Genomic DNA, 23,385 nt, shown 5'->3' with positions numbered 1-23,385 from the left:
ACATTATAAAAAAACAAAGCCCCCAAACGATTGGAGGCTTTGTCAGCAATCTGAGGCGGCCAAGCCGCCTTTTCAACAGAGAAATCAAAGATTACGCAGAGAACGACGAACCACATCCGCAAGTCGAAGTGGCATTCGGGTTCCTAATAACAAACTGAGACCCCTCCAAGCCCTCGGAATAGTCAATCTCAGCACCAAGCAAATATTGATAACTCATCGGATCGATCAACAATGTGACGCCATTTTTTTCCATCGTCGTATCGTCCTCATTTACCTCCTCGTCGAAGGTAAAACCATACTGAAATCCAGAGCAACCTCCGCCCGTAACAAAAACACGCAATTTCAGGCCCGGATTCCCCTCTTCCTCAATCAACTCTTTGACTTTGTTGGCCGCATTATCAGTAAAGAGCAACGGAGAGGTCATTTCGGTCACAGCGTTCATCAGAAAAACTCCTAAAAAAATCATGTGAGATTATGCGAGTCCGCATTGCCCCGGTCAATGCAGTTAGTTTCGGGCGACCAGCTTTAGTTCCACGCATTTCCCCCATACAGCAACACATAATTTAAGCCAACGTGAAAAACAAAAAGCCGCCCAAAGGCGGCTTTTTTGCAACAGCATGCGCGTTAGCGCTTGGAGAACTGCTTGCGACGACGTGCTTTATGGAAACCGACTTTTTTACGTTCAACTTCACGAGCATCACGGGTAACAAAGCCAGCCTTGGAAAGAGCTGGCTTAAGCCCCGCATCGTACTCGATCAAAGCACGGGTAATACCGTGACGAACTGCACCAGCCTGGCCCGACTCACCACCACCGGTCACATTGACCTTGATATCAAAACCCTGAAGCTGCTCAACCAACTCAAGCGGCTGACGAACAATCATCCGCCCCGTTTCGCGAGAGAAGAATTGATCCACCGGCTTGCCATTTACAACAATAGCGCCAGAACCACGCTTCATAAAAACACGAGCAACGGCGCTCTTGCGACGACCGGTACCGTAGAAATAACTTTCAGCCATGTTGACCCCTTAGATTTCCAGAGCCTTGGGCTGCTGGGCGGTGTGAGGATGCTGTTCACCGGCATAGCACTTCAGCTTCTTCAGCATGGCATAGCCCAGCGGACCCTTCGGCAGCATACCCTTTACGGCAGTTTCCAGAGCACGCCCCGGAAAACGCTGCTGCATCTTCTTGAAGTTGGTTTCGTAGATACCGCCCGGATAACCGGAGTGACGGAAGTACTTCTTACCTTCGGCCTTGTTACCGGTTACAACGAGCTTCTCGACGTTGGTAACAACGATGAAGTCACCGGTGTCAACGTGCGGAGTATAAATAGCTTTGTGCTTGCCACGGAGGCGACGAGCAATTTCGGTGGCGAGGCGGCCGAGCACCTTGTCTGTGGCGTCTACCACAAACCACTCGCGCTTCACCTCATGTGGCTTGGCGGAAAACGTTTTCATGTGTGTGCCGTCCTGAAAAATTGGGCGCAGATTGGAGAAAGGCGCGGATTCTAGTCGACTCCAACAATCGATGTCAAGAGCTATATAGATCTTGATCTGGAGTAATTAAAAAAAACGCGGCTCGCTGAGCCGCGTTAAATCCACACCAAAGGAGGAGGGTGGAGGAGACAATCCTGAACCGCGGAAAAATCTTTAACAATCAACCTTGGTTCGTACGCTTCGTATTCTGCACGAAGAGACAGACAGAGGCAAGGTTTTTTGTGCGCCGCACAATGCATTTAATTATCAAAGAATAGTTAAAAACAATAAATCATATATCATTGTTTTTTCGCAAAAATTTTAACGCGCGTTTAATCGATACTGAAATGTTAAACCAAAAATTTTCGATATCATTGCCTCCAATCACCCTCATGTCGTTGTGCGCCGCAGCAAGGCATCGCACAACTGCCCGATGCATTGATATCCGCTAAAATCCAGACTCTTTCAAGGAGACGCAGATGGAATGCACTGTTAGATGGATGGGCAATGATGCCGGCATGTCTTTTGTCGCAGAGACAGGGAGCGGCCACGCTGTCGTTATGGACGGCGCCCCCGAAGCCGGCGGGAGAAATCTCGGCCTACGGCCAATGGAAATGGTCTTAGCGGGGACAGGTGGTTGTACCGCATTTGACGTCGTGCTTATTCTAAAAAAAGGCCGGCACGCAGTCAGTGGATGCGACGTTGCACTAACAGCGGAGCGTGCCAACACCGATCCGAAAATCTTTACAAACATCCACTTTCACTATCGCGTCAAAGGAAAACAGCTCAAACCAGAAGCAGTTGCACGCGCCATTGAGCTATCGAAAGACAAATACTGCTCCGCTTCGATCATGATCGGAAAAACAGCAACGATCACGCACGACTTCGAAATCATAGACGAGGCCTGAGACAAGCCTCCTATAGATAATAGGCAGCCTTGGTCATGATCTTGGCTGCCACCTTCATGGTGATTTTTACCAATGGCGGCAGTTCTGCAGCACCGTAATGAATCGCCATATCTGCATGCCGAATTTCATCAAGCCTCATTTGCTCGACGATTGCACGCGAACGCTGATCACCAGCAGGCAAACTAAGCAGGTGGGTATCCAGATGGGCCTCGACCTGTCGCTCTGTCTCGGCCAGGAAGCCAAGATTCCATTTGTCGCCTAGCAACCCGGCAGCAACCCCCATCGACAAGGCACCGGCGTAAAGCACGGGATTCAGGAGGCTTTTTTGCCCCCCCAACTCGCCAATACGTCGCTCAGTCCAGGCGAGGTGCTCGGTTTCTTCATTCGCAGCGATGCATAGCGCTTCGCGAACACCGGGCTCACGCGAGGTCAGCGCCTGCCCCTGATATAGAGCCTGGGCACAAATTTCACCGCAGTGATTGACTCGCATCAAGCCGACCACATGGCTTCGTTCGGCGGCACTCAGCTCAGCATCCGACAACTCTGCACCGGGTAATGGCCTGACGCTGGAAGCTGGCGCCCAGAGCGTGCGCAATACACGATCAACCTCACTGATAACCTGATCAATTGCCATCGCTCTCACCTACGCTGAGTTTCGGGATGCCCGCCTAGGCGCAGAGCTTCTCGCGCCTCTGCCGCATCACGGACGATGACGCCACCCGGGCAAAAATATTCAAGGAAAAGCGCGGCGTGATGGCGATTCCCATAAGCATCTCGGATCCGCGCCCATTGCTTGACCCGAGATTCTGACCAAGAGCCGTCAGCACGCCCGGATGCATAGATACGGCGCTCCCTGGTTTCACAGCGCATGCCCTCAAAACTGACATTGCGCCCCCCTTCTGGAGAAACGACTACGAGCGTGTAACGAACTACACCATCACCACCTACGCTCAACGTAGAAACATCAACAAAAAAGCGATTTTCTGAGGCCGCACTGACATAAAAGGGCAAAAGTGAAGCTTCAGCAGGCGGCGCCGGTAACACAATTATTGTTTCTTGCCACTGCCTGGCTTCATCATCTTCGTCCGAAGCCGCAAACCCATGACCAGACATAACGAAAGCCAGCAAAAAAAAAGCCGAACGAAGAATCGAACGCACTAAGACTCCTCACCGGCAATCGCCGAATCATCAAGCACCGCCCCTCGACGAAGACGAGCACGCCGATCGAGATCAAGAAAACGGACGAGTTCGTTCAACGCCTGCTCGTAAACCCCCCGCTTGAACTCTATAACGGCATCAAGAGGCACCCAGTAATCATTCCAGCGCCACGCATCAAATTCCGGTTTGTTGGTCGCCCGCAAACTTACATCGTTATCACGCCCAACGAGGCGTAACAGAAACCAGATTTGCTTCTGGCCCTTGTAGGATCCACGCCATTCGCGCTTGATCCAGTGTGTCGGCACTTCATAACGCAACCAGCCCTTGGTTCTTCCGAGGATGCGCACATGCTCGGGCAAGAGCCCGACCTCTTCGTACAGTTCACGATACATGGCCTCTTCCGGCGTTTCGCCGCGCTTGATGCCACCTTGTGGAAACTGCCAGGAATGCTCCCGTATGCGCTTACCCCAGAAAACCTCGTTCTTGGCGTTACAAAGAATAATGCCGACGTTCGGGCGGTAGCCTTCACGGTCGAGCATAAAAATCCTGCAAAAATTAAAAGTTGCCCCAATTCTTTCACAAAGGCTGCCCGGGTGCAAAGCACAGCCTGCGTGTAAAATGCGCTTTTCGCAACGAATTCAAGAGCATCCCATGCGCACTTCGCAGTTCTTTTTTACCACGCTTAAGGAAGCCCCGGCCGATGCCGAGGTCGTTAGTCAAAAGATGATGCTGCGCGCCGGTTATATCAAGCGCGCCGCGGCCGGCATTTACACGTGGATGCCGCTCGGCCTGCGTGTCTTGCGCAAGGTTGAAAACATCGTCCGGGAAGAAATGAACAACGCCGGCGCCCTGGAATTGCTGATGCCTGCGGTACAACCTGCCGAACTATGGCAGGAGTCCGGTCGTTGGGAGCAATACGGGCCCGAACTGCTGCGCTTCAAGGATCGCCATCAGCGTGAATTCGTGATCGGGCCGACCCACGAGGAAGTCATTACCGATGCCGTGCGGCGCGACGTCAAGAGCTATCGCCAGTTGCCGATTCACCTCTACCAGATCCAGACAAAATTCCGTGACGAAATCCGCCCCCGCTTTGGCGTAATGCGCGGCCGCGAATTCTTGATGAAAGACGGCTATTCGTTTCACACATCATTTGAAGACCTGAAACGCGAATACGGCAACATGTACGCTACCTACAGCCGCATTTTCAGCCGACTCGGCCTGCGCTTCCGCGCCGTTGCCGCCGACACCGGCTCGATTGGCGGCACTGGATCGCACGAGTTTCATGTTCTAGCCGACTCCGGCGAAGATGACATCGCTTTCTGCCCGGCTTCCGATTACGCCGCCAACGTCGAACTGGCGGAAGCACTGGCACCAGCGAACCCGCGCGCGGCCGCGACCAACACCATGAAGAAGATTGCCACCCCGGGCAAAATGGCCTGCAGCGACGTCGCCGAATTCCTGAACGTTTCGCTGGAGAACATCGTAAAAGCGATTGCCGTGGTCGGCGAACCGGATGACGGCAACAAGACCTTTGCCTTGCTGCTGCTGCGCGGCGATCATGAACTGAACGAGATCAAGGCCAGCAAGATCGCCGGCCTCACCAACCTCCGCCTCGCGCTGGAGAGCGAAGTCGAGGAATACCTTGCTTGCAAGCCGGGCTATATCGGCCCGGTTGCGGTCGACGGTAAAAAAGTTGCAATTTTTGCCGACCGCACTGTAGCCGCGATGAGCGACTTCGTCTGCGGCGCCAACGAAGCCGGCTTCCACCTGAGCGGTGTCAATTTCGGCCGCGACCTGCCGGAACCCGAAGTGTTCGATCTCCGCAACGTCGTCGCCGGCGACCCCTCCCCTGACGGCAAGGGCAAACTGGAAATCTGCCGCGGCATCGAAGTCGGCCACATTTTCCAGTTGCGCCAGAAGTACGCAGCGGCGCTGAACTGTGCCTACCTCGATGAAAATGGCAAGAGCCAGATCATGGAAATGGGCTGCTACGGGATTGGCGTGTCACGTATCGTTGGCTCAGCAATCGAACAAGGCAACGACGAACGCGGCATCGTTCTGCCCACGGCAATCGCCCCGTTCGAGGTCTGTATCGTACCGATGGGTTATCACAAGAGCGAGGCCGTCAAGACGGCTGCAGACGAACTGTATGCGCAATTGAAGACGGCCGGCATCGACGTCGTTCTGGACGACCGCAACGAACGCCCCGGGGTGATGTTCGCCGACATGGAACTGATCGGCATTCCCCACCGGGTCGTCATCGGCGAGCGCGGCCTGAAGGAAGGGCAACTCGAGTACAAGGGACGCCAGGAAGCCGAGGCAACGATGATCAGCCAAGCCGACATCCTCACCACCCTCAAAGCGAAGCTGTGCGCCGCCTGATTGCGGCCATCGCCCTGTGCAGCGCGTCGGCGGCATTCGCCGGCGCGCAGAAGTATGAACCTTTATCGGCCAGCGTTCAGGGCGCCTTGCACAAGGCCGTCTCCGACTCACGGCCGACGGTGACTTCATTCAAGAATTCGATGGATGCGGTGGACTGGCTGGGCGAAATGTCCCGCCGCCTGGAAAAACGCATTCCTAATCGCGAATACCGGATCGACCTGCTGCGCAGCGTGCATTACGAAGCCACCCGAGCCGGCCTGGACCCACAACTGGTACTCGGCCTGATGCAGGTCGAATCCGGCTTTCGCAAATATGCCGTCTCTTCGGCCGGCGCCCGCGGCTACATGCAGGTCATGCCATTTTGGCTGAAATTGATCGGTCGACCGGAGGATAGCCTGTTCGACCTGCGCACCAACCTGCGCTATGGCTGCACCATCCTGCGCCACTATCTGGATATTGAGCGCGGCGATCTTTTCCGCGCTTTAGGCCGCTACAACGGCAGCCTGGGCAAACCGGAATACCCAAATATCGTTCGCGCTGCCTGGCAAAATCAATGGGGCTATGAGAAACCGGCCCGCTTGGTGCAGGCCGGCCAGTAAATCAGCGGATCAGCGCCCCATCCCGGGCAGCATGCCTTTCATGCCGCGCATCAGCTTGCCGATGCCGCCCTTGGTCATCATCTTCATCATTTTCTGCGACTGCTCGAACTGGTTGAGCAGTCGATTGACTTCCTGCACCTGAACCCCGGCGCCCATCGCAATGCGACGCTTGCGACTGGCCTTGATCAATTCCGGCTTGGCCCGCTCGGCCGGGGTCATTGAATTGATGATGCCTTCGACGCGGCCGACCATCTTGTTCTCGGCCCCGGCAGGCAACTGACCGGCCATCTGGGCAATCTGCGCCGGCATCTTGTCCATCAGCGCCGACAGGCCGCCCATATTGCGCATCTGGCCGATCTGCTCCTTGAAGTCATTGAGATCGAAGCCCTTGCCAGACTTGAGTTTCTTGGCGAAGGCAACCGCCTTCTCCTCATCCAGCCCCTTCTTGGCTTCTTCGATCAGCGACAAGACGTCGCCCATCCCGAGAATCCGGGAAGCCATCCGCTCTGGATGAAAAGCCTCGAGCCCGCTCAGCTTCTCACCGACACCGGCAAACTTGATCGGCTTGCCCGTCACATGGCGGACTGACAGTGCGGCACCACCGCGTGCGTCGCCATCGAGCTTGGTCAGCACCACGCCGGTCAGCGGCAAGGCCTCGTTAAAAGCCTTGGCCGTATTGACGGCGTCCTGACCCAGCATGGCATCGACGACGAACAAGGTCTCAATCGGATTGATGGCGGCATGCAAGCGCTTGATTTCGGCCATCATTTCTTCGTCGACCGCAAGACGACCCGCCGTATCGACCAGCAGGACCTCGTGGTAATGACGTTTCGCCCAATCCAGAGCAGCCAGCGCGATCGCTTCGGGCTTTTCGCCCGTCGTCGACGGGAAGAAATCGACGCCAGCCTGCCCGGCCACGGACTTCAACTGCTCGATTGCCGCCGGACGATAAACGTCACAAGAGACCACCAGCACTTTTTTCTTGTTGTTTTCCTTGAGGAACTTGGCCAGCTTGCCGACCGTGGTCGTCTTGCCGGCCCCCTGCAAACCCGCCATCAACACAATCGCCGGTGGCTGGGTATTGAAATTGATGCCTTCGTGGGCATCGCCCATGATTTTCGCCAGTTCGGCATGCACCACCCCGACCAGAGCCTGCCCCGGGCTCAGCGAGCCGATGACTTCTTCACCGACCGCCTTCTCCTTGACTGCGGCGATGAAGTCCTTGACCACGGGCAGCGCCACGTCGGCCTCAAGCAGCGCCATACGCACTTCCCGAAGTGCGTCGGCAATATTGGATTCAGTCAGGCGAGCTTCGCCCTTCAACGTCTTCATGACGCGAGCAAGGCGATTGGTCAGGTTATCGAGCATGTCAGGTAGGCTTCTAGTAGAATCTGCGGATGGCCGACATTGTAATTCAGCTTCTGCCGCACATTCTCGCCGCCCTGATATATGGCGCGCTCGGGTTCCATTTTTGGAACACCCGTTGGCGCGAAGGCGAAAACCAGTGCGTAGCCTGCCCCATGCAAACCTGGGAGCGCGCGGCCATTGCCGCCGCCCTGTTGATTCACGCTTATGGACTGTATAGCGCGCTGTTTGCCGAAACGGGCATGCGCTTCTCATTCAGTTTTGCCTTGTCGCTGATGATGTGGCTGGCCGCGCTGATCTATTGGCTGGAAAGCTTCATGGCCCGAATGGAAGGCATGCAGCCCATGGTTCTGCCACTGGCTGCTGCCTGCACGGCACTGCCGGTAGCCTTCCCCAACGTTCATCTGGTTGCCCACGCCAGCGCCACCGGCTTCAAGCTCCATTTCCTGGCCGCCATGCTGGCCTACAGCCTGCTGACCCTGTCGGCGCTGCACGCGATTTTCATGGGCTTCACCGAAAACGCCCTACACAAACGCTCGATGAAACGCAGCCTAGCCAGCCTGCCACCACTGCTGACCATGGAATCGCTGCTTTTCCGGATGCTCCTGCTCGGCTTCATCCTGCTCTCCCTAACCGTGGGCAGCGGCGTCTTTTTCTCCGAAGCACTATTCGGAAAGCCGATGTCGCTTGACCACAAGACACTGTTCGCCTTTGCCTCCTGGGGCATCTTCGCCACATTGCTGGTCGGACGCCATGCCTGGGGGTGGCGTGGCAAACGCGCCCTGCGCTGGACGCTTGCTGGTTTTGCCCTGTTGATACTGGCTTACGTCGGCAGTCGTTTCGTCGCCGAGGTCATCCTCGGCCGCCTCTAGGTCGTGAACGACATTCCCTTGTCGGCGCTGGCGGCGACGCTGGTCTTGCTGTTGGCACTTTCCGCCTTTTTCTCGTTGAGCGAAACGGCGATGATGGCGTCCAATCGCTTTCGCCTGCGCCATCTTGCCCAGTCCGGCCACCATGGCGCCCAAAAAGCTATCGCTTTACTTGATCAGACAGACAAGATGCTGGGCGTCATCCTGCTTGGCAACAACCTGATCAATTCAGCCGCCGCCACCCTGGTTGGCGTCATCACCATCGAACTGTTCGGCGACGGAAAATGGGCGCTCGGTGCGGGAACACTGGCCGTCACCCTGGCCATCCTAGTCTTTTCCGAAATCACCCCGAAAATTATCGGCGCCACCTACGCCGATCGCCTGGCGCTCGTCCTTGGCTACATCCTGACTCCGCTGCTGCGCCTTTTCTATCCGGCCGTCTGGCTGATCAACCTGATGGCAGGCGGGCTGTTGCGACTCCTCAGACTCTCGCGCAATCCTTCTGGAGAGAACAGCAAGCTCTCGCCCGAAGAACTCCACAGCCTAGTGCTCGAATCATCGCACCTGATTCCACAAAAACATCGGGCTATCCTCTCCAGCCTCTTCGAACTGAACAGCATTACAGTCGAAGACGTGATGACGCCGCGAGGCAGCATTGAAATACTTGATCTTGACTGCCCGTGGGAAGAGGTCAGGACGCAGTTGGCGACCAGCCACCATAGCCGCCTTCCCGTATGCCGAGAGTCGCTTGACCAACTGATCGGCATCCTACCGGTCCGTCGCCTGCTCGCCAGCTTGGGCGACCCGGAGTTTGATGAAGCGGCGCTTCTCCAGCAATTGCAGGCGCCTTACTATATTCCTGCAGGCACGGCAGTCTTCTCCCAACTGGCTTTTTTCCAGGAAAACCGTCAACGCATCGGATTTGTGGTCGACGAATACGGTGAAATCCTGGGACTTCTGACCTTGGAAGACATTATTGAAGAGTTTGTCGGAGATTTCACCACGTCTCTTCCCGGCCTAGGCAACTCGCTGACCTGGCTTCCAGAAGGCTACGCCATCGTCGAAGGATCCCGCTCGCTGCGGGATATCAACCGCATGCTCGGCCTGGATTTCCCGCTCGATGGCCCCAAGACACTGAACGGCCTGATTCTTGATTACCTCCAGGACATTCCCGAAGCGGACGTCAGCATCAAGCTGGCTGGCATTCCTGTGGAAATTCTTCAGACCCAGGACCGCAGCGTTGTCACCGTCCGTATCTATCAGCCCGACAAGCAACTCTGACAGGGGCGCCGCCTTTACAAACAGGCGCCTACGTAGCATCATCAAACGATCTAGACGGCATTTGACTGTAATTAATGGCAGCGACCCCTCAAACATCTCCTCTTAGCGGCTTGGCGCGAGCACTGGTTCAGGCTGGGCGACTCAAAGAGGCGGAGGCGGAACAACTGATTTCCCAGGCAAATTCGGCCAAAATCCCGCTGATCGAACAAATCATCGCCAGCCAGAAAGCCTCGGCAATTGATATCGCCCGCTTTGTCGCCGATACCTTTGGCTATCCATTGCTTGATCTGGCGGCCTTCGATGAAGCCCACATCCCGGCAACGGCGATCGATCGCAAACTGATTGCCACACATAAGGTCATCCCGCTCAACAAGCGTGGCAATCGCCTGTCGGTAGCAATCGCTGACCCAACCAACCTCAGGGCACTCGACGAAATTCGTTTTCAGACAGGCTTGGCCGTCGATCCGATTGTTGTCGAACACCCGAAGCTTATTCCGCTCGTCAGCAAGTACTCGGAAACTGCCGAGGACACGCTCAGAAACCTGGCCAGCGACGACATCAATCTGGACTTCCTCGACGAGGAAGCCGCCGCCAAAGCCGATGAAGCGAACGGCCAGGACATTGATGACGCTCCAGTCGTCAAGTTCATTCAGAAAATGCTTCTTGACGCGATCAACGATGGCGCCTCCGACATCCACTTCGAACCCTACGAGAAGTACTACCGGATACGCTTCCGGGTTGATGGCATACTCCGCGAAATAGCCACCCCCCCGCTCGCCATCAAGGAAAAGATCGCCTCTCGGATCAAGGTCATCTCCAGGCTAAATATCGCTGAAAAGCGGGTACCGCAGGATGGCCGGATGAAACTGGTGCTATCAAAAAATCGCGCCATCGACTTCCGTGTCAGCACCTTGCCAACCCTGCAGGGCGAAAAAATCGTCCTGCGTATTCTCGACCCAACCTCGGCCACCTTGGGCATCGAAGCACTCGGCTATGAACCGGACCAGAAGGCAGCCCTGCTTGATGCGGTAAACCGTCCGTACGGCATGGTTCTGGTCACCGGCCCGACAGGTTCAGGAAAAACGGTTTCTCTGTACACATGCCTGAACATCCTGAACAAGGATGGCGTCAACATATCGACGGCAGAAGACCCAGCAGAAATCAATCTGCCTGGCGTCAACCAGGTAAACGTCGACGACCGCGCCGGCCTGACCTTCCCTGTTGCTCTGAAAGCCTTCCTGCGGCAGGACCCGGACATCATCATGGTCGGCGAAATTCGCGACCTGGAAACAGCCGAGATCGCGATCAAGGCCGCCCAGACCGGCCACATGGTCCTATCGACACTGCACACCAACGATGCCCCGCAGACGCTAACGCGCCTGATGAACATGGGTGTCCCCACCTTCAATATCGCCTCCAGCATCCTGCTGATTACCGCTCAGCGCCTGGCCCGTCGCCTCTGCAACTGCAAGAAGGCCATGACGGTTCCCGACCAGACGCTGCTCGATGCCGGCTACAAGGAGGCCGACCTCGACGGCTCATGGACGCTCTATGGCCCGGGCGGCTGCGATCGCTGCAAAGGAAGTGGCTACAAGGGGCGGGTCGGCATCTACCAGGTCATGCCGGTCTCGGAAACCATGCAACGCTTGATCATGAGCGGCGCCACCGCGCTCGACCTGGCCATGCAGGCAAAAGCCGAAGGCGTACGTGACCTGCGCGAATCCGGCTTGATAAAAGTAAAACAGGGCGTGACCTCGCTTGATGAAGTTCTAAGCACCACCAATGCTTAACGGGAAGGAATAACAATGGCCACAATCGCCAAATCAAAGGCCAGGATCAAGGAAAGCGCCTTTCTCTGGGAGGGCCGAAACAAGGATGGCAAGACCGTACGCGGAGAAATACGCGCCGCCAGCGAGTCCGTTGTTCAATCCACCCTGCGCCGCCAGGGGGTCATCAACGCCAAGGTCAAGAAAGTTCGCTTCAAAAGCGGTGGGAAAATCACTGACAAAGACATCGCACTATTTACACGCCAACTGGCAACGATGATGAAGTCTGGCGTTCCACTGCTGCAAGCCTTTGATATTGTTGGCCGCGGCCATTCAAACCCTGCAGTCGGCAAGCTATTACTCGACATCAAGGCCGACGTAGAGACAGGCAGCTCGCTTTCTCAGGCCTTCAGGAAATATCCGCTTCAATTCGACGCCTTATATTGCAATCTGGTTGCCGCTGGCGAGCAGGCTGGCATTCTCGATACGTTGCTCGATCGCCTTGCCACCTATAAGGAAAAGATCCTGGCCATCAAGAGCAAAATCAAGTCTGCCTTGTTCTATCCAATTGCGGTCATCGTTGTCGCTTTTGTCATTACGGCGGTCATCATGATCTTCGTGATTCCGGCCTTCAAGGACGTTTTCAAGAGCTTTGGGGCCGACCTCCCTGCACCAACACTGCTAGTCATAGCCATCTCCGATTTCTTTGTTGCTTACTGGTGGGCCATCTTTGGCATCATCGGCGGCGCGCTATATTCATTTTTTGAAAGCTGGAAACGTTCGGAAAAAGTCCAGATGGCGATGGATCGATTGCTGCTCCGCGTTCCGGTCTTTGGCGACATCATCCGTAAATCAGTCATCGCCCGCTGGACGAGAACCCTAGCCACCATGTTCGCCGCCGGCGTCCCCTTGGTCGAATCGCTGGATTCCGTTGGCGGGGCTGCCGGGAACTATGTTTACAAGGCAGCCACCAAGCAGATTCAAAACGAGGTTTCGACCGGCACCAGCCTGACCAACGCCATGCAAAACGCCAACATTTTCCCCAACATGGTGACCCAGATGGTCGCCATTGGCGAAGAGTCTGGCGCACTGGACTCCATGCTCTCCAAGGTCGCCGACTTTTTCGAACAGGAAGTGGACGACGCCGTTGAAGCGATGTCCAGCCTGATGGAGCCAATGATCATGGTAGTACTCGGCACACTGATTGGCGGCATGGTCGTCGCCATGTACCTGCCAATCTTCAAACTGGGCTCGGTGGTCTGATGCTCCCTGATTCGATGGGTGGCCTGGCTGCCATAGTCGGGCTGCTCGGCCTGTGCGTCGGCAGCTTCCTCAACGTCGTCATTCACCGTTTGCCCAAAATGATGGAGCAGGAATGGCAGGCGCAATGTGCAGAGTTGCGGGGCGAAGCACTGTCACCGGCAAGCGAGTCATTGACACTATCCACTCCCCGCTCACGCTGTCCGGCCTGCGGGCACAAAATCTCGGCCCTCGAAAACATACCTCTGATCAGCTATCTGCTGATTCTGAAAGGCAAATGCGCTGGCTGCGGCACGAGCATCTCGCCGCGCTATCCGCTTGTTGAAGCAGCTACCGGCTTGCTCTCCGCCTATACGGCCTGGCACTTCGGGCCAACGCTCGCCATGGTCGGCGCCTTGTTGCTGGTCTGGTCACTAATCGCACTGGCCGCCATTGACCTTGATACGCAACTCTTGCCAGACTCGATCACCCTGCCCTTGCTATGGCTTGGCATTGCATTCAATCTGGCCGGCACTATCGTCGACCTGCCAACCTCGACCATTGGCGCCATGGCAGGCTACCTCGCCCTGTGGAGCGTGTACTGGCTGTTCAAGCTGACTACCGGCAAGGAGGGCATGGGCTATGGCGATTTCAAGCTGCTGGCCGCACTCGGTGCCTGGCTTGGCTGGCAAATGCTGCCAACCATAATTCTGCTCTCGTCGGTTGTTGGGGCAATTGTCGGTATTACCTTGATCGTTGCCGCCCGCCATGGCCGCAACGTGCCGATTCCGTTCGGCCCCTACCTTGCTGCAGCTGGCGTCATCGCCCTGTTCTGGGGGCCGCAACTAACCAACCGCTATCTTGGTCTGATCGCTTGAAATTTCGCGCCTGACACCAATATATAAGCATCACGGACACTCGGTTATAATTCAAGGTTTTGGAGGATTCCCATGCCGATCTACGAATATCGCTGCGACTCCTGCGGTTCCCAGAAAGAGCATCTGCAAAAGATGAGCGACCCGCAGCTCACCACCTGCCCAGCCTGCGGCCAGGAAAGCTATAACAAGCTGCTCTCCGCGGCTGGCTTCCAGCTGAAGGGAAATGGCTGGTACGCCACTGATTTCAAGGGCAGCGGCAAAGCTGCCCCCAAGGCTGACAGCACGCCGCCCTGCCAGGGTGGTTCAGGAGCATGCACTCCGTGCGCGGCCAATTGATCAAACGCTATTTCATTACCGGACTCCTGATCTGGGTGCCCCTGGTCATTACCGGCTGGGTGCTGTCGCTGATCATCAGCACCCTTGACCAATCCTTGCGCCTATTGCCGGAAACGGTGCACCCGCAGAATCTTTTCGGCCTAGCGATACCTGGCGTAGGCGCCCTGCTGACGTTGGCCATGATTCTGCTGACCGGTCTGCTCGCTGCAAATTTCATCGGGCAGAAGCTGGTGAGTTGGTGGGACAAGCTGCTATCGCGTATCCCGGTCGTTAATTCCGTATACAAAAGCGTCAAACAGGTATCAGACACGCTGTTTGCCCCGAATGGCAATGCCTTTCGGAAAGCCTTGCTGGTGCAATACCCGCGCCTAGGTAGCTGGACCATCGCCTTTCAGACCGGGCAGCCGGGCGGAGATCTGGTCAATCACCTCGAAGGTGACTATGTCAGCGTATACGTGCCGACCACCCCCAATCCGACCTCCGGCTTCTTTCTGATGATGCCGGCTAAGGACGTCGTTGAACTCGACATGACCGTCGACGAAGCACTCAAATACATCATATCGATGGGTGTCGTGGCCCCGCCGCCGCACCCTCGCGTCATTACCAACATTTAAAGAACCATCGGAAAGTTTCATGCGCACCCATTATTGCGGACAACTCAACGCCGCCCTTGACGGGCAAATTGTTACCCTGTGCGGCTGGGCGCATCGCCGGCGCGACCACGGCGGCGTCATCTTCATCGACCTGCGCGACCGGGATGGCCTGGCCCAGATCGTTTGCGACCCGGACCGCGCCGACACCTTCAAGATCGCCGAATCCGTCCGCAACGAGTTTTGCCTGAAGATTACCGGCAAGGTGCGTCCGCGCCCGGCCGGCACGACCAACGCCAATCTGGCATCCGGCGAAATCGAAATCCTCTGCCACGAGATCGAAGTCCTGAACGCCTCGGTGACGCCACCGTTCCAACTCGACGAAGAAAATCTCTCCGAGAACGTCCGCCTGACCCACCGCGTCATCGACCTGCGGCGTCCGCAGATGCAGCACAACATGATGCTGCGCTACAAGACGGCGCGCGCCTTCCGCCGCTTTCTCGACGACAACGGCTTCATCGACATCGAAACGCCGATGCTGACCAAGTCGACCCCGGAAGGTGCGCGCGACTACCTCGTGCCGTCGCGCGTTCACTCCGGCCAGTTCTTCGCGTTACCGCAGTCGCCGCAACTGTTCAAGCAGCTACTGATGGTGGCCGGCTACGACCGCTACTACCAGATCGTCAAATGCTTCCGCGACGAAGACCTGCGCGCCGACCGCCAGCCTGAATTCACCCAGGTCGATATCGAAACCTCGTTCATGACCGAGGACGACATCACCGCGCTGATCGAAAAACTGATTCACTACGTCTTCAAGGATGCGATCGACGTCGACCTGCCGGCCCCCTTCCCGCGCATGGCCTACAGCGAAGCGATGAGCCGCTTTGGCTCCGACAAGCCGGATCTGCGCGTCACGCTCGAACTGACTGAAGTCACCGATGCCGTCAAGGACGTCTCCTTCAAGGTCTTCGCCGGCGTCGCCAACAGCGAGAACGGCCGCGTTGCCGCGATGCGCATCCCGGGTGGCGCCAGCCTGACCCGCGGCGAGATCGACGAATACACCAAGTTTGTCGGCATCTACGGCGCCAAGGGCCTGGCTTACATCAAGGTCAATGACGTCACGCAACTCAACGAAAGCGGCCTGCAGAGCCCGATCGTCAAGAACCTGCATCAAAATGCCCTGAAAACCATCGTCGACCGCACGGGTGCCCAATCCGGCGACCTGATTTTCTTTGGTGCCGACAAGGCCAAGGTGGTCAACGATGCGCTCGGCGCCCTGCGCGTCAAGATTGGCCACGAAAAAGGCTTCCTCAATGGCAAGGCCTGGGAACCGCTGTGGGTCGTCGATTTCCCGATGTTCGAGTACGACGAGGACGACAAGCGCTGGACGGCCTGCCACCACCCCTTCACCAGCCCGAAGGACGAGCATGTCGCGCTGCTGCAAAGCGATCCGGGCAAGTGCCTGGCCAAGGCCTACGACCTGGCCCTGAACGGCTGGGAAATCGGCGGCGGCTCGGTCCGTATTCACAAATCGGAAATTCAGGAAACCGTCTTCCAGGCCCTCAACATCGGCCCGGAAGAACAGCAGGCCAAGTTCGGCTTCCTGCTCGACGCCCTGAAGTACGGCGCCCCGCCGCACGGTGGCCTGGCTTTTGGTCTGGATCGTATCGTCACCATGATGACCGGTGCCGAATCCATCCGTGACGTCATTGCCTTCCCGAAAACCCAGCGCGCTCAGTGCCTGCTGACCGACGCCCCGTCCGGCGTCGATGAGAAGCAACTGCGCGAACTGCATATCCGCCTTCGCCAGAAGGTGGAAACCCAGCTCGAAGTAACCCAGGCCTGAAACCGGGCATGAAAAACTGGCTGCGCTTCCTGATCGTCACCTGGCTGGCGATCGGAAGCGCATTCGGTTTTAGTTTCAGCCGCGACAGTACTGCGGTCGACGTCGTCCTGGCGGCAAATTTACCCCATGAAGCGCGGCAAACGCTGACCTTGATCAAAACCGGCGGTCCGTTTCCCTACGCCCGCGACGGCATCGTTTTCGGCAACTACGAAAAACGCCTGCCGCTCCATCCGCGCGGCTACTACCTGGAATACACGGTCAAGACGCCGGGCCGGCGGGATCGCGGACCGCGGCGCATCATCGCCGGCGAACGCGGCGAGTATTACTACACCGACGACCATTACCAGAGTTTTCGGCGAATCCAGGAGTAGCCGGGATGAAACACAGCCTCTTGCAGGACGCCTCCCGGGCCGGGCTCTACCATCTGCCTGCCGCCCGCCGTGGCGAAGTACTGGCGCAGGCCGGGCAAGCCCATCTGGCACAACTCAGCGCCAACCTAAGCACCGCTGGCGACGCCGGTGAAGTCCTGCGCGAACTCGGCAGGACCTTTGAGTTCCCGATCTGGTACGGGGCCAATTTCGACGCCCTGCACGATTGCCTGACCGACCCCGACTGGCAAGCCCGCAAAAGCCTGCTGCTGCTGGTATCGGGCCTGGAGGCGCTGCGCCACAACGACCCCGAGGCATTCTCGACCTTGATCGATGTCCTGCGCTCGGCAGCGCAGATCCGCTCGGCCGAAAAGCACCCGATGTGGATTCTATTGACCAGCCCGGCCCGCGGCGTCGCCAATCTGCCGGACGCATGAAGCAATACAAACAACCCATTTCGGTTCTGGTCGTCATCCATACTGCAGCGCTCGAAGTACTCCTGCTCGAACGCGCCTCGCACGCCGGCTATTGGCAATCGGTGACCGGCAGCCGGGAAGCAACAGAGGCCCTGATCGAGACGGCACACCGCGAAGTTCTCGAGGAAACCGGCCTCGACAGCCACCACTTCCGGCTCAGCGACTGGCAACAGACCAACACCTACGAAATATTTCCGGAGTGGCGACATCGCTACGCGCCGGGCGTGACCCAGAATACCGAGCATGTTTTTTCACTGGAGTTGCCGGCGATTCAACCGGTCCGCATTGCCCCCGGCGAGCACCTGGCCTACGCCTGGCACCCCTGGCAGGAAGCCGCTGAACGCTGTTTTTCTGCCAGCAACCGCGATGCCATTCTCGCGCTGCCCAGCCGTCAGCCCTGAGCCGCAATCACCTGGACAGCTGCCCCAACAGGCATTTCGTAAACAGCCGACAACAGGCCTTGAAAGCCGCCAAGCTCACCCTATATTTGGTACACGCATTACCCACCAACCAGAAGGAGAGCAATCATGGCAAACATCACCCGTCTCGACCCGCTTGATGATCTTTTCCGCGGCTTCTTCGTTCGCCCGGTTGATATGAACGGCACGCCGCAACAGCAGCCGTCGATCAAGATGGACGTCACGGAACAGGGCAACAGTTACCTCGTTCACGCCGAACTGCCCGGCGTCAAAAAACCGGACATTCACGTCATCGTCGATGGGAATCAGGTGTCAATCAGCGCCGAGATCAAGCAGGAAAAGGAAACCCGCGAAGGCGAGCGCCTGCTTCGTTCGGAACGCTATTTCGGCAAGGTTTCCCGTTCCTTCCAACTGGCCCAGGAAATCGATGAAGCCCAGGCCGTGGCAAAATTCAACGATGGCGTTCTCGAACTGACCCTGCCCAAACGGACCGCCAGTCCGAACAAGCGACTGAGCATCGAATAGGCCACCATCGCCCCGGGAACAAGGCCGGCCCCGTTCCGGCCTTTTTCTTTGTACAATCCGCGGCGATTCCACACGGAGCACGCCATGAGTCTCGACAACCTCACCCCCGGCATCAAGGCCGCCGTTCTGGCCGAAGCCCTGCCCTACATCAAGCGTTTCCACGGCAAGACCATCGTCGTCAAATATGGCGGCAACGCGATGACCGACGAACACCTGAAAAACTGCTTCGCGCGCGACGTCGTACTGCTTGAACTGATCGGCTTCAACATCGTCGTCGTCCACGGCGGCGGCCCGCAGATCGAGAACCTGCTGACCCGCGTCGGCAAGAAGGGCGAATTCATCCAGGGCATGCGCGTCACCGACGCCGAAACCATGGAAGTCGTCGAAATGGTGCTCGGCGGCCAGGTCAACAAGGACATCGTCAACTTGATCAACCAGCACGGCGGCAAGGCCGTCGGCCTGACCGGCAAGGACGGCAACTGCATCCGCGCCAAAAAGCTGATGCTGGAGAACAAGGATAATCCGGGCGATCTGATCGACGTTGGCCAGGTCGGCGAAATCACCCAGATCGACCCATCGCTGATCGACCACCTCGACAAGGGCGCCTTCATTCCGGTCATCGCCCCGATCGGCGTCGGCGAGAACGGCGAGACCTACAACATCAACGCCGACGTCGTCGCCGGCAAGATTGCCGAAGTGCTGAAGGCCGAGAAACTGGTCCTGCTGACCAATACGCCTGGCGTACTCGACAAGGACGGCAAATTGATCACCGGCATCACCCCGAAGCAGATCGACGAAATGGTCGAGGATGGCACCCTGTCCGGCGGCATGCTGCCCAAGATCGGCTCGGCGCTCGATGCGGCCCGTAACGGCGTCAAGGGCGTGCATATCATCGACGGTCGCGTCGAACATGCCCTGCTTCTGGAAATCCTGACCGACCACGGCGTCGGCACGATGATCAAGTCGCACTGATGCTGAACGCTGGCTGCGTCTGGCTGTTCGATCTCGACAACACGCTGCACAACGCCAGCCCGCATATTTTCCCCCACATCAACCGCTCGATGCGCGAGTACATCGAGCGGCACCTGGGGGTCGATGAGGCCGAGGCCAACCGCATCCGCCAAAGCTACTGGCAACGCTACGGTGCCACGCTGCTCGGCCTGATGCGCCACCACGACACCGACCCGGCGCATTTCCTGAAGGAAACCCACCAGTTTCCCGACCTGCGCCGGATGGTGGTTTTTCCCCACCCGACCCTACATGCCCTGCGTCGCCTGCCGGGGCGGAAAATCATCTTCTCCAATGCCCCGCGCCACTACCTCGATGCCGTCCTCGACATCACCGGCTTATGGCGCCATATCGATACCGCCTATTCGGTCGAGAGCACGCGCTTTCGCCCCAAACCGATGGCCGCCGGCTATCGTGCCCTGCTCAAGGCCGAACGCCTTGATGCGCGGCGCTGCGTCATGGTTGAGGACAGCCTTCAAAACCTAATCACAGCTAAAAAACTGGGGATGAAAACCGTGTGGGTAAGCGCTGGCTCACAGAACTCGCCTTACGTAGACGTGAAAATCAAATCTGTTCTGGAACTACCGCAGCGCTGCGGTCGACTATAATTTTCGGGCAAAAACCAATAACTAAGGGGGCAACAATGGCGACAAAACCGGGCGAACGTCGCCTGCAGATTCTGCAAACCCTGGCCGGGATGCTGGAGACTCCAAAAGGGGAAAAAATCACGACCGCCGCCCTGGCGGCCAAACTCGAATGCTCGGAAGCTGCCCTCTATCGTCATTTCGCCAGCAAGGCGCAAATGTACGACGGCCTGATCGAATTCATCGAACAAAGCCTGTTCAGCGTCATCAACCAGATCACCACCGACGAAGAGCAGGGGCTGAACCAGGTCGAGCAAATCATCGCCCTATTGCTGCGCTTTGCCCAGAAAAACCGCGGCATGACCCGGGTCCTGATCGGCGATACGCTGGTCAATGAGAACGAACGCCTGCAATTGCGGATCAACGCCTTGCTCGACAAGGTCGAAGCCTCGCTCAAGCAGGCGCTGCGCATCGCCGCCACCCAGGAAAATCTGAAGCACGATGCTGACTTCGGCGCCCTGGCCAACCTGCTCCGCTGCTACGCCGTTGGCCGCTGGGAGCAATACGCGCGCAGCGGCTTCAGCCGCGAGCCCTTGGCGCAATGGCCGCAACAGTGGCCGATGCTCTACTTCGCCTGCCTGTCGCAATCCGGCACGCCCGGCAGCGACTAAAAAGCAAAGGGCGGCTGCAGCCGCCCTTCTTGCTGTAAAACAAGCCGGTTAGCGCTTCAGATACTCCGCCGCATCGAGCGCGAAGTAGGTCAGGATGCCATCGGCCCCGGCCCGCTTGAAAGCCAGCAGGCTTTCCAGCACGCATGCCTCTTCGTTCAGCCAGCCATTCTGGGCGGCGGCTTTCAACATCGCGTACTCGCCGCTGACCTGGTAGGCATAGGTCGGCACACCGAACTCTTCCTTGACGCGACGCACGATGTCCAGATAAGGCATGCCGGGCTTGACCATCACCATGTCGGCCCCCTCTTGCAAATCGAGCGCCACTTCCTTGAGCGCCTCATCGCTATTGGCCGGGTCCATCTGGTAGGAGTACTTGTTGCTCTTGCCCAGATTGGCGGCGGAACCGACGGCATCGCGGAAAGGCCCGTAGAAAGCCGAGGCGTACTTGGCCGAATAGGCCAGGATACGCGTGTGGATAAAGCCGGCACCATCCAGCCCGGCACGAATGCTGCCGATCCGCCCGTCCATCATGTCGGACGGCGCCACCACATCGACGCCGGCCGCGGCATGACAGAGCGCCTGCTTGACCAGCACATCCACCGTTTCGTCATTGAGGACATAGCCGGTATCGTCGATCAGGCCGTCCTGACCGTGTGTCGTGTAGGGATCGAGGGCGCCATCGGTAATCACCCCCAACTCCGGAAATTCCCGCTTCAGCGCCCGCACCACGCGCGGCACCAAGCCATGCTCGTTGAAAGCCTCTTCGGCCCCCAGCGACTTCAGCGAGGCATCGACCACCGGGAACAAGGCCAATGCCGGAATACCCAGCTTGGCCGCCCGCTCCGCCGTCTTCAGCAGCACATCCAGCGACTGGCGCTCGACGCCCGGCATTGAAGAGACCTTCTCGACCCGCCCCTCGCCTTCGAGCACGAAAACAGGGTAAATAAAGTCGTCGACCGTCAGCACCGACTCCCGCATCAGGCGACGCGAAAAATCATCGCGCCGCATCCGGCGCATGCGGGTTCCAGGAAAACGTCCGGTAGCACTCATGCTTCAACCTCGATTAATTCGAAAAAGAAATTCTCAAACAGCGTGGAACTTTTCGCATTGACTCACGTCAGAGTCTGCAGATGGCACGCGCTATCTCCCGCTTCACCTCCCTGAGCGGGTGCCTTGACCACGTTAAGGCATTTTGGCCCCCGGACCCCCCTTATCCGGGGGCCCTTTGTTTTCTTTCTTCTTGATTTCGATATCCAGCCAGCCAGCCAGCACGGCCTCGGCATCCTCGACTCCGGTCTTTTTCAGGCTGGAGAAAAGCTGGACGGAATAAAGCTCGGCATCCCCCCAGGTTTCCACCTCGGCCTTGACCGAGCGCAGCGCCTTGGTCTGCTCCTGGCGACTCAACTTGTCGGCCTTGGAGAGCAGGATGTGGATCGGCCGACCGGTCGGCCGGAACCAGTCGATCAATTTCAGATCAAGATCGGTCATCGGACGACGGATATCCATGATGACGACCAGACCGGCCAGCTGATCGCGCTTGCTCAGATAAGGCCCGATCAGGCCCTCCCACTGCGAGCGGATCGCCTCCGGCGCCTTGGCATAGCCGTAACCCGGCAGGTCGACGAAATACTTGCCTTCAGCCAAAGTGAAATAATTCAAATGCTGGGTTCGCCCCGGCGTCTTGCTGACATAGGCAAGCCGGACACGACCGGCAAGGGTATTGATGGCGGAAGATTTCCCGGCATTGGAGCGACCGGCAAAGGCCACTTCACGGACAGAATCCTGGGGTAAATCACGGAGATTGGCGACGGTTGTAAGAAAAACCGCCTGCTGGAACAGAGGCATAAAAAACTCGGAAGACCCGCCAAGGGGGCGGGGAACTGATATAGAATAGCAGGTTTGTAACCTTCCGTTCCGGCCAAAGCGCCCACAAACGCGTACAAGGAGCTCGATAATGATTCGCACCGCGGCAATGGCAATTCTTCTTGCCACCAGTTTCATCGCTCATGCATCCGAAGAAGCCAAGGGCAAGGCTGATCCTGCCAAGGGCAAAATCATCGCAGAAACCGTCTGTGTCGCCTGCCATGGCGCCGACGGCAACAGCGCCGCCTCCGCCAACCCACACCTGGCTGGCCAAGTCGAACAATATATCTACAAGCAGCTGCAGAACTTCAAGTCGATCGACGGCAAGCCGGCAGCCCGCAACAACCCGATCATGGGCGGCATGGCTGCCCCACTGTCCGACGACGACATGAAGAACGTTGCCGCCTGGTTCGCCAGCCAGAAAGCCAAGCCGGCCGCCGCCAAGGACGAAACCAAGATCGCCTTGGGTCAGAAACTGTGGCGCCAGGGTGACTTCAAGAAGGGCGTTCCCGCCTGTGCCGGCTGCCACGGCCCGGCCGGCGCCGGTCTGCCGGCACAGTATCCGAAGCTGGCCGGCCAGTTCCCGGAATACACCGAAGCTCAACTGAAGGCATTCCGTCTTGAAGAGCGCGCCAACGATCCGGAAAAGATGATGCGCATGATCGCCGCCAAGCTGTCTGATGCCGAAATTAAGGCAGTTGCAGAGTTTGCCGCCGGCTTGCGCTAAGCATTAAATCGCACCATGACAAAGGCAGCTACGGCTGCCTTTTTTATTGTCCGT

The 23,385-nt window shown here is 57.7% G+C and carries 28 protein-coding genes; 19 read left to right on the top strand and 9 right to left on the bottom strand.

Annotated elements, in window-relative coordinates:
• Positions 1 to 91: 91 nt before the first annotated feature.
• From erpA to rplM, 3 genes are all read right to left on the bottom strand, one after another.
• Complete coding sequence (erpA, locus tag AT959_RS05040) at positions 92 to 442, bottom strand: iron-sulfur cluster insertion protein ErpA (RefSeq protein ID WP_066881728.1); 351 nt, start codon at positions 440 to 442, stop codon at positions 92 to 94.
• 182 nt (positions 443 to 624) lie between these two features.
• Positions 625 to 1,017, bottom strand: a complete 393-nt coding sequence (gene rpsI / locus AT959_RS05035) for a 30S ribosomal protein S9 (RefSeq protein WP_066881247.1) — start codon at positions 1,015 to 1,017, stop codon at positions 625 to 627.
• Between the two features lie 9 nt (positions 1,018 to 1,026).
• Positions 1,027 to 1,455, bottom strand: a complete 429-nt coding sequence (gene rplM, locus AT959_RS05030) for a 50S ribosomal protein L13 (protein ID WP_066881245.1) — start codon at positions 1,453 to 1,455, stop codon at positions 1,027 to 1,029.
• A 497-nt stretch (positions 1,456 to 1,952) separates the two neighbouring features.
• Here rplM and AT959_RS05025 point away from each other — a divergent pair, with 497 nt between their 5' ends.
• A complete protein-coding gene (locus AT959_RS05025; RefSeq protein WP_066881243.1) occupies positions 1,953 to 2,381 on the top strand; it encodes an OsmC family protein in 429 nt (142 codons plus the stop codon).
• A 10-nt stretch (positions 2,382 to 2,391) separates the two neighbouring features.
• Here the strand turns inward: AT959_RS05025 and coq7 are convergent, their stop codons facing one another.
• The 3 genes from coq7 to AT959_RS05015 are packed head-to-tail and all read right to left on the bottom strand — an operon-like array spanning position 2,392 to position 4,078.
• On the bottom strand, positions 2,392 to 3,015 hold the full coding sequence (coq7, locus tag AT959_RS05020) for a 2-polyprenyl-3-methyl-6-methoxy-1,4-benzoquinone monooxygenase (protein WP_066881241.1): 624 nt from the start codon (positions 3,013 to 3,015) through the stop codon (positions 2,392 to 2,394).
• Positions 3,016 to 3,020: 5 nt separating this feature from the next.
• A complete protein-coding gene (locus tag AT959_RS20330) occupies positions 3,021 to 3,539 on the bottom strand; it encodes a CNP1-like family protein (RefSeq protein WP_240481724.1) in 519 nt (172 codons plus the stop codon).
• Entirely contained in the window at positions 3,539 to 4,078 is a 540-nt protein-coding gene (locus AT959_RS05015; RefSeq protein ID WP_066881239.1) for an RNA pyrophosphohydrolase, read from the bottom strand. Before AT959_RS05015 ends, AT959_RS20330 begins: the two co-directional genes overlap by 1 nt.
• Before the next feature lie 112 nt (positions 4,079 to 4,190).
• On the opposite strand from AT959_RS05015, the gene AT959_RS05010 reads away from it, so the two are divergent.
• Positions 4,191 to 5,921, top strand: a complete 1,731-nt coding sequence (locus tag AT959_RS05010; protein WP_066881237.1) for a proline--tRNA ligase — start codon at positions 4,191 to 4,193, stop codon at positions 5,919 to 5,921.
• Positions 5,909 to 6,520, top strand: a complete 612-nt coding sequence (locus AT959_RS05005) for a lytic transglycosylase domain-containing protein (RefSeq protein WP_066881235.1) — start codon at positions 5,909 to 5,911, stop codon at positions 6,518 to 6,520. Before AT959_RS05010 ends, AT959_RS05005 begins: the two co-directional genes overlap by 13 nt.
• A 9-nt stretch (positions 6,521 to 6,529) precedes the next feature.
• Here AT959_RS05005 and ffh read toward each other — a convergent pair whose 3' ends face one another.
• Entirely contained in the window at positions 6,530 to 7,888 is a 1,359-nt protein-coding gene (gene ffh / locus AT959_RS05000; RefSeq protein ID WP_066881233.1) for a signal recognition particle protein, read from the bottom strand.
• Between the two features lie 152 nt (positions 7,889 to 8,040).
• Here ffh and AT959_RS04995 point away from each other — a divergent pair, with 152 nt between their 5' ends.
• The 15 genes from AT959_RS04995 to slmA all read left to right on the top strand — a co-directional run bounded on the left by AT959_RS04995 (position 8,041) and on the right by slmA (position 20,741).
• Positions 8,041 to 8,757 (top strand): cytochrome C assembly family protein, encoded by a 717-nt coding sequence (locus tag AT959_RS04995; protein ID WP_338032493.1) that lies wholly within the window; start codon positions 8,041 to 8,043, stop codon positions 8,755 to 8,757.
• A gap of 3 nt (positions 8,758 to 8,760) precedes the next feature.
• On the top strand, positions 8,761 to 10,035 hold the full coding sequence (locus AT959_RS04990; protein ID WP_066881229.1) for an HlyC/CorC family transporter: 1,275 nt from the start codon (positions 8,761 to 8,763) through the stop codon (positions 10,033 to 10,035).
• A gap of 74 nt (positions 10,036 to 10,109) precedes the next feature.
• The gene (gene pilB, locus AT959_RS04985; protein WP_066881226.1) at positions 10,110 to 11,825 is read left to right on the top strand and encodes a type IV-A pilus assembly ATPase PilB; all 1,716 of its coding nucleotides are present in this window, start codon (positions 10,110 to 10,112) and stop codon (positions 11,823 to 11,825) included.
• Positions 11,826 to 11,840: 15 nt separating this feature from the next.
• The gene (locus AT959_RS04980) at positions 11,841 to 13,064 is read left to right on the top strand and encodes a type II secretion system F family protein (RefSeq protein ID WP_066881224.1); all 1,224 of its coding nucleotides are present in this window, start codon (positions 11,841 to 11,843) and stop codon (positions 13,062 to 13,064) included.
• Positions 13,064 to 13,918, top strand: a complete 855-nt coding sequence (locus AT959_RS04975; RefSeq protein ID WP_066881222.1) for a prepilin peptidase — start codon at positions 13,064 to 13,066, stop codon at positions 13,916 to 13,918. The genes AT959_RS04980 and AT959_RS04975 overlap by 1 nt, the downstream gene beginning before the upstream one ends.
• A gap of 72 nt (positions 13,919 to 13,990) precedes the next feature.
• Positions 13,991 to 14,254: an FmdB family zinc ribbon protein gene (locus AT959_RS04970; RefSeq protein WP_066881220.1), complete on the top strand. Its 264-nt coding sequence runs from the start codon at positions 13,991 to 13,993 to the stop codon at positions 14,252 to 14,254.
• Complete coding sequence (locus AT959_RS04965) at positions 14,254 to 14,868, top strand: DUF502 domain-containing protein (protein WP_205629840.1); 615 nt, start codon at positions 14,254 to 14,256, stop codon at positions 14,866 to 14,868. The genes AT959_RS04970 and AT959_RS04965 overlap by 1 nt, the downstream gene beginning before the upstream one ends.
• A gap of 19 nt (positions 14,869 to 14,887) precedes the next feature.
• Entirely contained in the window at positions 14,888 to 16,690 is a 1,803-nt protein-coding gene (gene aspS / locus AT959_RS04960) for an aspartate--tRNA ligase (RefSeq protein WP_066881216.1), read from the top strand.
• Positions 16,691 to 16,698: 8 nt separating this feature from the next.
• Positions 16,699 to 17,061: a guanyl-specific ribonuclease gene (locus tag AT959_RS04955; RefSeq protein ID WP_066881214.1), complete on the top strand. Its 363-nt coding sequence runs from the start codon at positions 16,699 to 16,701 to the stop codon at positions 17,059 to 17,061.
• 5 nt (positions 17,062 to 17,066) lie between these two features.
• Positions 17,067 to 17,495 carry a barstar family protein gene (locus AT959_RS04950; protein ID WP_066881212.1) on the top strand — a complete coding sequence of 143 codons (429 nt, stop codon included), beginning with the start codon at positions 17,067 to 17,069 and terminating at the stop codon, positions 17,493 to 17,495.
• Entirely contained in the window at positions 17,492 to 17,935 is a 444-nt protein-coding gene (nudB, locus tag AT959_RS04945; RefSeq protein ID WP_066881210.1) for a dihydroneopterin triphosphate diphosphatase, read from the top strand. The genes AT959_RS04950 and nudB overlap by 4 nt, the downstream gene beginning before the upstream one ends.
• Positions 17,936 to 18,061: 126 nt before the next feature.
• The gene (locus AT959_RS04940) at positions 18,062 to 18,478 is read left to right on the top strand and encodes an Hsp20/alpha crystallin family protein (protein ID WP_066881208.1); all 417 of its coding nucleotides are present in this window, start codon (positions 18,062 to 18,064) and stop codon (positions 18,476 to 18,478) included.
• 84 nt (positions 18,479 to 18,562) lie between these two features.
• Positions 18,563 to 19,450, top strand: coding sequence for an acetylglutamate kinase (gene argB, locus AT959_RS04935; protein ID WP_066881206.1), 888 nt, complete (start codon positions 18,563 to 18,565; stop codon positions 19,448 to 19,450).
• On the top strand, positions 19,450 to 20,094 hold the full coding sequence (locus AT959_RS04930) for a pyrimidine 5'-nucleotidase (protein WP_066881204.1): 645 nt from the start codon (positions 19,450 to 19,452) through the stop codon (positions 20,092 to 20,094). The genes argB and AT959_RS04930 overlap by 1 nt, the downstream gene beginning before the upstream one ends.
• Before the next feature lie 35 nt (positions 20,095 to 20,129).
• Entirely contained in the window at positions 20,130 to 20,741 is a 612-nt protein-coding gene (gene slmA / locus AT959_RS04925) for a nucleoid occlusion factor SlmA (RefSeq protein WP_066881202.1), read from the top strand.
• 48 nt (positions 20,742 to 20,789) lie between these two features.
• On the opposite strand, the gene hemB is transcribed toward slmA, so the two are convergent.
• Positions 20,790 to 21,791, bottom strand: a complete 1,002-nt coding sequence (gene hemB / locus AT959_RS04920; protein WP_066881200.1) for a porphobilinogen synthase — start codon at positions 21,789 to 21,791, stop codon at positions 20,790 to 20,792.
• 132 nt (positions 21,792 to 21,923) lie between these two features.
• The gene (yihA, locus tag AT959_RS04915; protein ID WP_066881198.1) at positions 21,924 to 22,586 is read right to left on the bottom strand and encodes a ribosome biogenesis GTP-binding protein YihA/YsxC; all 663 of its coding nucleotides are present in this window, start codon (positions 22,584 to 22,586) and stop codon (positions 21,924 to 21,926) included.
• A 109-nt stretch (positions 22,587 to 22,695) separates the two neighbouring features.
• Between yihA and AT959_RS04910 the strand changes: the two genes are divergently transcribed.
• Positions 22,696 to 23,331, top strand: coding sequence for a c-type cytochrome (locus tag AT959_RS04910; protein WP_083518213.1), 636 nt, complete (start codon positions 22,696 to 22,698; stop codon positions 23,329 to 23,331).
• Positions 23,332 to 23,385: the final 54 nt, after the last annotated feature.

This window comes from Dechloromonas denitrificans (genome assembly GCF_001551835.1).
In the GTDB taxonomy this organism is placed as follows: domain Bacteria; phylum Pseudomonadota; class Gammaproteobacteria; order Burkholderiales; family Rhodocyclaceae; genus Azonexus; species Azonexus denitrificans.
This window is presented reverse-complemented; position numbering and strand designations above follow the sequence as displayed.